General features: G+C 59.8%; 11 protein-coding genes. 4 read left to right on the top strand and 7 right to left on the bottom strand.

Annotation, left to right across the window (positions count from 1 at the left end; genetic code table 11):
- Positions 1-217: 217 nt before the first annotated feature.
- On the bottom strand, positions 218-610 hold the full coding sequence (gene rpsI, locus HU725_RS04215; protein WP_003251821.1) for a 30S ribosomal protein S9: 393 nt from the start codon (positions 608-610) through the stop codon (positions 218-220).
- Positions 611-624: 14 nt separating this feature from the next.
- On the bottom strand, positions 625-1053 hold the full coding sequence (gene rplM, locus HU725_RS04210; protein WP_003251819.1) for a 50S ribosomal protein L13: 429 nt from the start codon (positions 1051-1053) through the stop codon (positions 625-627).
- Positions 1054-1310: 257 nt separating this feature from the next.
- On the opposite strand from rplM, the gene HU725_RS04205 reads away from it, so the two are divergent.
- On the top strand, positions 1311-2351 hold the full coding sequence (locus tag HU725_RS04205) for an NADP(H)-dependent aldo-keto reductase (RefSeq protein WP_186477476.1): 1041 nt from the start codon (positions 1311-1313) through the stop codon (positions 2349-2351).
- A gap of 235 nt (positions 2352-2586) precedes the next feature.
- Positions 2587-3507 carry a GlxA family transcriptional regulator gene (locus HU725_RS04200; RefSeq protein WP_186477629.1) on the top strand — a complete coding sequence of 307 codons (921 nt, stop codon included), beginning with the start codon at positions 2587-2589 and terminating at the stop codon, positions 3505-3507.
- Between the two features lie 33 nt (positions 3508-3540).
- On the opposite strand, the gene zapE is transcribed toward HU725_RS04200, so the two are convergent.
- The 3 genes from zapE to HU725_RS04185 form a co-directional block, all read right to left on the bottom strand.
- A complete protein-coding gene (gene zapE / locus HU725_RS04195) occupies positions 3541-4635 on the bottom strand; it encodes a cell division protein ZapE (protein ID WP_060479577.1) in 1095 nt (364 codons plus the stop codon).
- 226 nt (positions 4636-4861) lie between these two features.
- A complete protein-coding gene (locus HU725_RS04190; RefSeq protein ID WP_060479576.1) occupies positions 4862-6214 on the bottom strand; it encodes a tryptophan--tRNA ligase in 1353 nt (450 codons plus the stop codon).
- Between the two features lie 24 nt (positions 6215-6238).
- Positions 6239-6874 carry an alpha/beta hydrolase gene (locus tag HU725_RS04185; protein WP_186477475.1) on the bottom strand — a complete coding sequence of 212 codons (636 nt, stop codon included), beginning with the start codon at positions 6872-6874 and terminating at the stop codon, positions 6239-6241.
- A 135-nt stretch (positions 6875-7009) separates the two neighbouring features.
- Between HU725_RS04185 and HU725_RS04180 the strand changes: the two genes are divergently transcribed.
- Positions 7010-7447, top strand: coding sequence for a Z-ring associated ZapG family protein (locus HU725_RS04180; RefSeq protein WP_060479574.1), 438 nt, complete (start codon positions 7010-7012; stop codon positions 7445-7447).
- 275 nt (positions 7448-7722) lie between these two features.
- Here the strand turns inward: HU725_RS04180 and HU725_RS04175 are convergent, their stop codons facing one another.
- Positions 7723-8919, bottom strand: a complete 1197-nt coding sequence (locus tag HU725_RS04175; RefSeq protein ID WP_186477474.1) for a methionine gamma-lyase — start codon at positions 8917-8919, stop codon at positions 7723-7725.
- 127 nt (positions 8920-9046) lie between these two features.
- On the opposite strand from HU725_RS04175, the gene HU725_RS04170 reads away from it, so the two are divergent.
- Positions 9047-9526: an Lrp/AsnC family transcriptional regulator gene (locus HU725_RS04170; protein ID WP_186477473.1), complete on the top strand. Its 480-nt coding sequence runs from the start codon at positions 9047-9049 to the stop codon at positions 9524-9526.
- Between the two features lie 705 nt (positions 9527-10231).
- On the opposite strand, the gene cysN is transcribed toward HU725_RS04170, so the two are convergent.
- A complete protein-coding gene (gene cysN, locus HU725_RS04165) occupies positions 10232-12133 on the bottom strand; it encodes a sulfate adenylyltransferase subunit CysN (RefSeq protein ID WP_060478998.1) in 1902 nt (633 codons plus the stop codon).
- Positions 12134-12137 lie beyond the last annotated feature (4 nt).

Here is a 12137-nt window from a genome sequence, read left to right as displayed (position 1 = left end):
ACTTAGGTTGTGTCTGTGGCGCTAAAAATTGGCCGCCATGGTAAGAAACAAAACCACACAGTGACAAGGTGATTAGCCCTGCTGGGGCCTATAACCCGCGCTTTGCTTGATCTGCGTCTATGCGACAAGCGGTCACCGACATGCTGACAGGTTAGTTCAAGGACAAAAAAAAGCCCGGTTCCAAGGAACCGGGCTTTTTTCGACTGCCGAAGCGAGATTAACGCTTGGAGTACTGAGGACGCTTACGCGCTTTACGCAGACCCACTTTCTTACGCTCGACTTCACGAGCGTCGCGGGTGACGTAGCCAGCACGACGCAGAGCGCCACGCAGGGTTTCGTCGTATTCCATCAGAGCGCGGGTGATACCGTGACGGATCGCACCGGCCTGACCGCTGACACCACCACCGGAAACGGTGACGTAGATGTCGAATTTCTCAACGCTTTCGGTCAGCTCGAGCGGCTGACGAACAACCATGCGAGCGGTTTCGCGACCGAAGAACACGTCCAGAGAACGGTTGTTGATGGAAATGTTACCAGTACCCGGACGCAGGAAAACGCGAGCGGTTGCGGTCTTGCGACGGCCAGTGCCGTAATTTTGAGTCGCCGACATAATGAACTTTCCCGTTAGATCTTCAGTTCTTGAGGCTGCTGAGCAGTGTGTGGGTGAGCAGCACCCGCGTACACTTTCAGCTTACGGTACATGTCGCGACCCAGCGGGTTCTTAGGCAGCATGCCTTTGACCGCGGTTTCGATAACACGCTCAGGGGCCTTGGCGATCAACTTCTCGAAGTTGATTTCCTTGATACCGCCTGGGAAACCGGAGTGGGAGTAGTACATTTTGTCGGAAGACTTGGCACCAGTCACACGAACCTGTTCAGCGTTGATGACGACGATGTAGTCGCCGGTGTCAACGTGAGGGGTGTATTCTGGTTTGTGCTTGCCACGCAGACGGGTAGCGATTTCGGTAGCCAGACGACCCAGGGTCTGGCCAGCGGCGTCAACTACGAACCACTCGCGCTTTACTGTTTCCGGTTTAGCAGTAAAAGTTTTCATTCTCTAAAGCCTCAGAGGCCGCCCAGCGAAAAATAGACGGCGAATCTTACTGGATAGTGCACAGCTTGCCAAGGGCAAACGCGCAGCCGAACGCTGACGCTTTTGGGGGCTCGGGTCGGGCACGCCAATGTTCGACGGGGTTCTTCCTGCATGGTGGTGCATCACTTCCGCCACACGGAGAGGGACCGAATTATCCAGATTGCGCGAAAAATTTCAACCTGCTTTGATGGCTTCTTTTGTCAAGGAGTGCCTTTGCGATGCAATACCGTAAGCTTGGCCGTACCGACCTCGACGTCAGCGCCCTGTGCCTGGGGACCATGACTTGGGGCGAGCAGAACACCCAGGACGAGGCTTTCGAGCAGATCGCCCTGGCCAAGGCCAGTGGCATCAACTTCATCGACACCGCCGAAATGTACCCAGTGCCACCGCGGCCGGAAACCTACGCCGCCACCGAGCGCATCATCGGCAACTGGTTCCGTGCCAACGGCGACCGCGACGACTGGGTGTTGGCCAGCAAGGTCGCCGGCCCTGGCAATGGCATCAGCCACATTCGTGACGGCCAGCTCAAGCACAACCGTCAGCACATCGTCGCCGCGCTGGACGAGAGCCTCAAGCGCCTACAAACCGACCGCATCGATCTCTATCAACTGCACTGGCCTGAGCGCAGCACCAACTTCTTCGGCAAGCTTGGCTACCAGCACCTGGCCAGCGACCTGTTCACGCCGCTGGAGGAAACCCTCGAAGTACTCGACGAGCAGGTGCGTGCGGGCAAGATCCGCCACATCGGCCTGTCCAACGAAACACCCTGGGGCACCATGAAGTTCCTGCACCTGGCCGATACCCGCGGCTGGCCGCGCGCAGTCTCCATCCAGAACCCTTACAACCTGCTCAACCGCAGCTTCGAGGTGGGCCTGGCCGAGGTAGCCATCCGTGAGCAATGTGGGCTGTTGGCCTACTCGCCGCTGGCCTTTGGCATGCTCTCGGGCAAATACGAGCACGGCGCCCGGCCAGAAAAAGCTCGCCTGTCCCTGTTCAGCCGTTTTGCCCGCTATTCCAACCCGCAAACCGTGGCGGCTTGCAGCCGGTATGTACAGCTGGCCCAGGCACATGGCCTGGACCCTGCCCAGATGGCCTTGGCATTCGTGACTGGTCAGCCGTTCGTGACCAGTAACATCATCGGCGCTACTGATCTGGTGCAATTGCAGAGCAACCTGGACAGCCTCAAGCTGACCCTGAGCGACGAGCTGCTGGCGGCAATTGAGGCGATTCACCAGGAGCAACCGAACCCGGCGCCTTGAACAGCAGCCCCTGCTGCTTGCTTCGCGGTCGGACCTTGGCTCTAAAGCAGGTTCAACCGCGAACCAAACCGTACGAATGTGCGGGGTAGACACAATCGCCAAAAAATAAGACGATCCAGCCGGTGATTGACCACTCTACCCTATAAGAACAACGACAATGATGCTTACCCAACCCTGCGCGTCGTTGCGGCGCGTCAGCATCCTGGCCATCGACAAGGTGTTCGCTTCGACCCTGATGCAGGCCAAGGATTTCTTCCATCTCGCCAGTTTGCGCTACAGCAAGCAGCTGGGCCTGGGCTTGCAACCGATGTTCGACATCTGCCTGGTGAGCCCTGACGGCCAGCCGGTAGACAGCTTCAGCAACGTGCAGTTGCCGGTCGACGGAGGGCTCGATGATGCCGACGTGATCATCCTGCCAGCGTTCTGGGACGACTTCGACAACCTGATGCAGCGCTACCCCCAGGTACTGCCCTGGCTGCGGGCGCAGCACGCACGCGGTGCGGTGCTGTGCGCAGAAGCCAGCGGGGTGTTCTGGCTGGCCGAGTCCGGCTTGCTCGATGGCAAGGAGGCCACGACCTACTGGCGCTTCTTCGACAGCTTCGCCGAGCGCTTCCCGAAGGTCCGGCTGAACCAGGACAAGCACCTGACCGACGCCGACAACCTGTACTGCGCCGGCGGCACCACATCAGCCTGCGACCTGTACATCTACCTGATTGAGCGGTTCTGCGGCGCCAATGTGGCGCGTGCCGTGGCGCGCGACATCCTGTACGAGGTGCAGCGCAACTACACCCCAGGGCGCATGGGGTTCGGTGGCCAGAAACTGCACCAGGACCTGATCATTCTGCAGATCCAGCACTGGCTGGAGGAGCATTTCGCCGACAAGTTCCGCTTCGAGGACGTTGCCCGCAACCACGGCATGAGCATCCGCAACTTCATGCGGCGCTTCCAGGGCGCGACCGGCGACAAGCCGTTGCACTACCTGCAACGGCTGCGCATCGAGACGGCCAAAGGCTTGCTGTCGAGCACGCGCAAGAGCATCAAGACCATCAGTTACGAGGTCGGCTACGACGATGCCAGTTTCTTTGCCCGGCTGTTTCGCCAACATACCGAATTGTCGCCGAACCAGTATCGCCAGCAATTCATGCAAGAGGCCTGAGGGCAATGGGGGCCGCAAGGCGGCCCCTCAACATCAAGGCTTGTGCGCGCGCGATAGAAACTCGTGCGACTGCATCTCCAACAAACGGCTCAGGGTCCGCTGGAACTCGAAGCTCAGCCGCCCACCGGTGTAAAGGTCTTTGAGTTCTACCTCGGCTGAAATGATCAGCTTGACGTTACGGTCGTAGAACTCATCCACCATATTGATGAAGCGCCGAGCGATGTCGTCGGTGGTGACGCCCATCTGCTCCACGTTGCTCAGCAATACGGCATGGAAGATCTTGCCCAACTCGATGTAGTCGTTCTGGCTACGCGGCCCATCGCACAGGGCGCGAAAGTCGAACCAGGCGACGTCGTCGCAGGTGCGCAGGGCCTGGATCGGGCGGTTCTCGATCATCAGCACGTCGTTTTCGACAGCCTGAGCACATTCAGGCGTCAATGCCTTGAAGCTGGCACGCATGCTCTGGTGCGCCGCATCATTGAGCGGGTAGTGGAACAGCTCGGCTTGCTCCAGGTGACGCAGGCGATAGTCGACGCCGCTGTCGACGTTCACTACGTCGGTGTACTGCTTGATCATGGCGATGGCCGGCAGGAAGCGCGCGCGCTGCAGGCCATCCTTGTAAAGGCCGTCAGGGACGATGTTCGAGGTCGCCACCAACGAGACGCCGTTCTTGAACAGCTCTTCCATCAAGGTGCCAAGGATCATGGCATCGGTGATGTCCGAGACGAAGAACTCATCGAAACAGATGACCTTGGCTTCTTCGCTGAAACGCTTGGCAATGATGGTCAGCGGGTTCTTTTCGCCCTTGAGGGTTTTCATTTCCTCGTGGACACGCTTCATGAAGCGGTGGAAGTGCGTGCGCATCTTCTGCTTGAACGGCAGCGCTTCGTAGAAAGTGTCGACCAGGTAAGTCTTGCCGCGCCCTACCCCACCCCAGAAATACAGGCCTTTGACCGGCGTCTGCTCTTTCTTGCCGAACAGCTTGCCGAACATGCCCGGCTTGTTGTTCTGCGCGTGCACCAGGTCGTCGTACAGGCGCTGCAGGTGACGCACCGCAGTTTCCTGCGCCGCGTCATGGAAGAAGTCGGGACGTTTCAGATCTGCTTGATATCGTTCTAGGGGCGTCATGATTTCGTTAGCGAGGCAACAAAAAACGGGCCGTCACTGTAGCGACAGGCCCGCTCGATGGCAATCAGACTTGCGTCAATATGCCTCATCCAAAGCGATAAGGCGCTCGATGGCAGCGGCTTTATCGGTGTTCGCGGCTAAAGTCGCTCCTACAGTCGTACGGGTACTGGGAAAGCGGCTTTAGCCGGAAATGGGCCGCAACGCAGCCCGAATCGGCTCGATGCGTTTATACGTCCTGGGCCGGGGTCAGGGCCTCGCGCACGTTAGTAATGGCCACGTCACGGGCCTGGGTGGTGTCGAATTGTGGCCCATCGGCAACCTGCTCGCCGTTGAGCCACAGGCCGAAGCTCAGGCCCTCGATACGCACATCAGCTTCGCCACCCTGTTGCAGTTGCTTGCTCACGGCACCAGCACTCTTGCCGTCGGCGAAGCCGCGCGACAGCAGCAATTGTTCGCCATCGGCAGCCAGCAAACGGAAGCGGAAGCTACCGTCTTCGTCACGGAAGCTAACGAAGCGCGCAGTCTTGGCGGCTTTCTTCTTCACTTCAGTGTTGGCCTGCACGCTGCTACGGAACGAGCGCAGGCCAACAGCCTCACGCAGCTGCTCGAGGAATGGAGTGGCGATCTTGCGGGCCTTGGCGGCGCCGGCCAGGAGGATATCCTCGAGGTCCGCCGGGCGAGCGATCAGCTGGTGATAATGCTCGCGTTTCTCGGCCAGCTGGCCGTCGAGCAGCTGGAACAGGCGCTGTTTGGCTTCGCCCCAGCCCAGGCCCTGCAGCAGCTCATCGCGGAACTCGGCGCACTGCGCTGGCGTCGCGAAGGCCTGGAACAAGGTGAACAGGTGCGAGTTGTCCGGGTCCTTGGCTTGGCCAGGGGCGCGCGAATCAGTGACGATGCGCGAAATAGCATCTTTCATGTCCTTGGCGCTGGTGAATAGCGGGATGGTGTTGTCGTAGCTCTTGGACATTTTGCGACCGTCCAGACCAGGTAAGGTCGCCACGCTTTCCTCGATCACAGCCTCCGGCAGGGCGAAGAAATCCTTGCCCTGGCCGAACAGGTGGTTGAAGCGCTGACCGATATCGCGGGCCATTTCCACGTGCTGGATCTGGTCACGGCCGACCGGCACCTTGTTGGCGTTGAACATCAGAATGTCTGCAGCCATCAACACCGGATAGCTGTACAGCCCCATGGTCACCCCAGCATCCGGGTCCTCACCGTTTTCCAGGTTCTTGTCCACCGAGGCCTTGTAGGCATGAGCACGGTTGAGCAGGCCTTTGGCGGCAACGCATGTCAGCAGCCAGGTCAGCTCAGGGATTTCGGGGATGTCGGACTGACGGTAGAACGTCACCTTGGCCGGGTCCAGCCCGCCGGCCAGCCAGGTGGCGGCGATTTCAAGGCGCGAGCGCTGAATGCGCAGCGGGTCGTCGCATTTGATCAGAGCGTGGTAGTCGGCCAGGAAGTAGAACGAGTCGACGCCAGGCTGTTGGCTGGCGACGATCGCCGGGCGGATGGCGCCAGCGTAGTTACCCAGGTGCGGGGTGCCGGTGGTGGTGATACCGGTGAGGATGCGCGTGGTCATGGTGTTCGCTTATTCAGGCTTGGCTCAGTTCGAAAGGCGCGGCAGCAGCAGATCCTTCAGATCGGTCAGCTTGCCATGGAAGAAGTGTCCGCATTCTGCCACTTTCAGCAGCTCATGGGGGCGCCCCAGTGCGTCGGACCATTGGTAAACCAGTTGCGGATCGACGACTTCATCGGCGTCTGGCTGCACGACGGTGATCGCACAGCGCTGTGGCGGCGGGAAGTCAGCAGTCAGGCGCATCACCGCCGGGGCGATCATGAACAGCTGCTGCAGCTCCACACCCTGCGCTTCAAGGCGCCCGGCCAAGCTGGTGGCGACAAAGCCGCCGAACGAAAAGCCCATCAGCACCAGCGGCAGTTCCGGGTGCTTGGCGCGCAGCCACGCCGCCGCAGCCTCGGCATCGGCCACCTCGCCAGCGCCCATGTCATGGCTGCCGGCACTTTGGCCGACACCGCGGTAGTTGAAGCGCAAGGTCACAAAGCCCGCGTCGCGGGCGGTGCGCTGCAGGGTCGAAACAACCTTGTTGAGCATGGTGCCGCCCTGGACCGGGTTGGGGTGGCAGATCAGCACCGCACCGCGAGCGTCGGCCACATCCAGATACAAGGCTTCGAGCTGGCCGATCGGGCCATCGATGAGCAAGGGGGTTTCGCGAACAAGCAAGGCACTACTCCGTGACCTCGAAGGGGGTCGTTTCGTCTAGGTGAGGAATTCTGTTCTGATTTGCGATCGCTCGCGGTATACAGCGCAGGTCTGAGCCGTTAACGTAAAGCAAAGCCGTTTATAGAGGAAGGACTCGTGGAACTCTCGCTCCTTGTTTGGTTGTTGCCAACTTTGGCCTTGGTCATCGGTGTGGCGGTCGGTTTCATCGTGGCCCGCCTGCTGCCCAACGCAGCGCCCAGCAGCACTCAGCGTCAGCTGGACGATATTCAACAGCGCTTCGACAATTACCAGAACCAGGTGGTTACTCACTTCAACAGCACTGCGGTACTGGTCAAGAAACTGACCCAGAGCTATCAGGACGTACAGGATCACCTGGCCGACGGTGCCAACCACCTGGCCCTGGATGAGCTGACCCGTCAGCGCCTGCTCGCCGCTCTGCATTCCGAAAGCGCCCAGGGGCCGCGTGACCGCTTGACCCCGCCGAAGGACACTGCCGAAGTGCCACGTGACTATGCACCCAAGTCGCCGAACTCGCCGGGCATGCTCGACGAGAGCTACGGGCTCAAACGCTGAATATTCCAAAGGCCTCGCAAGAGGCCTTTTTGTTGCACTGCTCAAACCTGCCAAATGACCCCGCCATAGCGGGGCCACTTTCAGCTCACGGCTTGCGCCAGGACTGACCGCCTTCATCGTCGTCACCGCCACCACGGCGGATGACCAAGTCGCGTTCGATTACAGATGCTTTCATGGTGATACTCCTTGAGGATGCGCTGGCCAGTTCGCCAGCACCGCCAGAGTGCCTGCGCCATACCCGAGCAAGGCACTTGGCAGTAATTCCTGACCGTGCCTCATGCGCAAACATGCAGTGCCTGCTCTATATCTGCCAGCAAGTCCTCCACGTCCTCAAGCCCCACCGACAAGCGCACCAGGCCCTCAGAGATGCCGTGGTGCGCGCGTTGTTCAGGCGTGTAGCTCGAATGGGTCATGCTGGCAGGATGTTGCGCCAGTGACTCGGCGTCGCCAAGGCTGACGGCCCGGGCGAAAAGCTGCAGAGCATTCATGAACCGCCGCCCCGCCTCGATGCCGCCTTTGAGCTCGAATGCAATCATACCGCCAGGCAAACGCATCTGCCGTTGTGCCAGTTCGTGCTGAGGGAACGACGGCAGCCCTGGATACTGAATCAGCTCGACCAGTGAGTGGCGTTCAAGGTACTGGGCAATCTGCTGGGCATTGGCGCAGTGGCGGTCCATGCGCAACGCAAGGGTCTTGATACCACGCATCAACAAGGAGGCATCATGTGGTGATAGCACAGCACCGGTCATGTCCTTGAGCCCTTCGTAGCGGATACGGTCAACCAACGCCTTGCGCCCGATCACCAAGCCAGCGGTGATGTCACCATGGCCACTGAGGTATTTGGTTGCCGAGTGCACCACTAGATCGGCACCCAGTTCCAGCGGCCGTTGCAGGTAGGGCGTGCAGTAGGTGTTGTCGACCACTACATGCAAGTCATGGCCCCTCGCCGCTTCAGCCACGGCCGCGATATCCACCAGGCGCATGTTCGGATTAGCCGGGGTTTCGAAGTAGATCATCCGGGTCTTGTGGGTGATCGCTGCTTTTAGCGCCTGGGTGTCGTTGAGGTCGACATGGCGGATCTTCACCCCAAACTCACCAATGCCATGGTGCATAAAGGCAAAGGTGCAGCCATACACCGTGGGCCCGACGATCAGTTCGTCACCGGGGCGCAGCAATGTCCACAACGTCGAGGTGATGGCGCCCATCCCAGACGCCAGCGCCAGGCCCGCCTCGCCCCCTTCAAGCGACGCCATGCGCTGCTCCAGCAAGGCCAGGGTCGGGTTGGAGATGCGGCTGTAGAAGTGCCCACCCTGCTCCCCGGCAAAGCATGCTGCGCCGTATTCGACGTTGGGGAAGGCATACGTTGCAGTCTGGTAAACCGGTGGCACCAGCGCGCCGCCGTGGGAAAGCGGATCGTACCCATGGTGGATGGCGCGGGTGGAAAAACCGGTGTTGTTATGGGAGTCGCGCATGGCAACAGCCTCTGGGGGATTGCTATAAGCTTATGCCACCGTCCCGCCTGAAATTTTCCAAATTTGCCTAGGCGTTGCACTACTCTTTGGAAAGAAAACAACAAATACAATACCAGGAGGGCATAAAATGCCTTCGAGCCTAGACCGCACCGACCGCGCCCTACTCGCGGCCTTGCAGAACAATGCCCGCCTTACCGTTTCCGAACTCGCCGACCAGGTTTCGCTGACCACCTCGCCTTGCTGGCGGAGGGTCAAGCTGCTGGAAGACAACGGGTACATAACCGCTTACCAGGCCATTCTCTCGCCCAAATCGCTGGGGTTCGGGGTGACGGCGTTTGTCAGCATCATGATGGATTCGCATTCCAAAGAGACTGCGTTGGCGTTCGAGCAGCGGTTGATGGAGATTCCGGAGATCGTGGCCTGCCATAACGTCTCGGGGCGTTATGACTTCCTCTTGGAGATATTGGCGCGAGACCTTGAGTCTTTTGGAGAGTTTGCCCGGGAGGTGCTGCAGCGGCTGCCGGGGGTGAAGGAGATTTATTCGAGCTTTTCCTATAAATCCGTCAAGTTCGACCGGGTGATACCTGTATGCGAAAAATATATTTGAAATTTTAAATACCCTTTACTGACCAACGCCTCCAAGCCACTGCGCAAACCAGTGGCGCTTGGTGGTAAACGCTAAAAAATGTAGCTGAACATTATGGGTAATCATGGGGGATTTTAATTAAAGGGTTTGGTAGCGGTGGATAAACGTGCGAGTATATTTTCAGATTACCAGGCAGTCTACCCGGAGCGAAAACTTGCCGGGCCCAGCGGACCTACGCGTTACGGAAGGTGGAACTGTAGGGTTGCTTGTGGTCTGCAACCCATACTAAGGAACCATCGTCTTCCAATATCAGAGTTCCATCGTCCTTAAGGCGCAGTACAAAGCGACCGTTAGCTGACACTTCAACTAGATTGAGGGTTTAGGGAAGTTTTAGGGGCGCCTGGCTTGAGAGTTGTAGCGGGGCGTAAATCGAGCGCCGCCCGCGCGGCGCATCGCGAGCTGCGCTCGCTCCTACGTTTGTTTCGGGCCAAGTGATCTTGTGGGATTTGCGCGCGGACGCCTTGGTGCATGGCGCGATATAGCGTCGTATGACACAGGCGGCCGCGCGCGCCTGTCACAGGCCTTACTGGCCCGGAACAGGCGTAGGAGCGAGCGCAGCTCGCGATGCGCCGCGCGGGCGGCGCTCGATCTCACAAACGCTAAAAATCCCCAGGCGAACCCATAAAAAAACCCCGCCAAAGCGGGGTTTTTCACAAGCCACAATCCTTAGATCGCGCCACGCTGACGCAGCACATCCAGCACCAGCTTCACACCGTCTTCAACACTGACGCTCTGGGTATCGATCACCAGGTCGGCATCCAGCGGCACATCGAACGGGAAGCTCTCGCCCGGGATGTTGTCGCCACCGGCAGCATACAGGCCCTGTGGGTCACGCTCGCGGCACACCAGCGGCGAGGCCTGAACGTAAACGGTCACCAGGCGGTCCTTGCCAATCAGCGCCTTGGCCTGTTCGCGGCCTTCGGCATCCGGGGCAACGAACGCAGCCAAGGTGAGCAGGCCGGCTTCGTTGAACTGACGCGCCACATGAGCGGCGCGGCGCCAATTCTCGGTGCGGCCAGCGCGGTCCTGAGGCAGGCCCTTGTTCAGGTCATGGCGCAGGTTCTGGCCATCGAGCACGTACACTGCACGGCCCATGTCGAACAGCTTGCGCTCTACGGCATAGGCCAGGGTGCTCTTACCCGCCCCCGACAGCCCGCTGAACAGCACAGTCGCCGGCTGCTGACCGAAGCGCAAGGCGCGCTCTTCGGTGGAGACGTGTGCCTGCTTGCCATGCTGGCCAGTGCTGCCGTGCGGCAGAACGGGCGGTGCGATGATCATGCCGGCACCGACGGTGCCGTTGGTCAGGCGGTCGATGACGATGAATGCGCCAGTGGTGCGGTTACTGTCATAGCCGTCCAGTGCGATCGAGGCGTCCAGCGCCACCTTGACCCGGCCGATCTCGTTCAGTTGCAGGGCGCTTGCAGCCCCTTGTTCCAGGGTGTTCACATCGACCTTGTGGGTGATACTGGCGATCGAGCCCGGTACGTAGCTGGTGGCGCGCTTGATGTCGTATTTCTTGCCCGGCAACATCGGCTCTTCGGCCATCCACACCAGCATGGCGTCGAACTGGTCGGTCACCGGCGGCACGTTATCGGCGTGCACCAGCAGGTCGCCACGGGAGATATCGATCTCATCTTCCATGGTCAGAGTCACGGCCTGGCCTGGGCCAGCGCTTTGCAGTTCACCTTCGTAGGTGACGATGGACTTGACCCGGCTGCTCTTGCCCGAAGGCAGCACAACGATTTCATCGCCCTTGTGCACCACGCCACTGGCGAGGGTGCCGGCGAAGCCACGGAAGTTCAGGTTCGGACGATTGACGTACTGCACCGGGAAACGCAGATCGGTGAAGTTGCGGTCGGCCGACACCTCGACGGTTTCGAGGATTTCCATCAGCGTCGGGCCGGCGTACCACGGCGAGCGATCGCTGTGGTTGACCACGTTGTCGCCTTTGAGTGCGGACATCGGCACGAAGTGCAGGCTGCTCGGCGTCAGGTTGATGGCGTCGGCGAATTTCAGGTAATCGGCCTTGATCGACTCGAAGACTTCTTCATCGAAGCCCTTGAGGTCCATCTTGTTGACCGCAACCACGATGTGTTTGATGCCCAACAGCGATGCGATGTAGCTGTGGCGGCGGGTCTGAGTCTGCACACCGTAGCGGGCATCGACCAGGATGATCGCCAGGTCGCACGTCGACGCACCGGTGGCCATGTTGCGGGTGTACTGCTCGTGGCCAGGGGTGTCGGCGATGATGAACTTGCGCTTGGCAGTGGAGAAGTAGCGGTAGGCGACATCGATGGTGATGCCCTGCTCACGTTCGGCTTGCAGGCCGTCTACCAGCAGCGCCAGGTCGACTTCTTCGCCGGTGGTGCCGACTTTTTTCGAATCGCGGGTGATGGCCTCGAGGTGGTCCTCGTAGATCATCTTCGAGTCGTGCAGCAGGCGCCCGATCAGGGTGCTCTTGCCGTCATCCACGTTGCCGCAGGTGAGGAAACGCAGCAGTTCTTTACGCTCGTGCTGAGCCAGATAAGCGAGGATGTCTTCGCTGATCAAATCGGATTGGTGCGACATGGAG

It is taken from the genome of Pseudomonas promysalinigenes (assembly GCF_014269025.2).
GTDB classification, from domain to species: domain Bacteria; phylum Pseudomonadota; class Gammaproteobacteria; order Pseudomonadales; family Pseudomonadaceae; genus Aquipseudomonas; species Aquipseudomonas promysalinigenes.
Note: the sequence above shows the minus strand (reverse complement) of the source record. Positions and strands in the feature narration are given on the sequence as shown.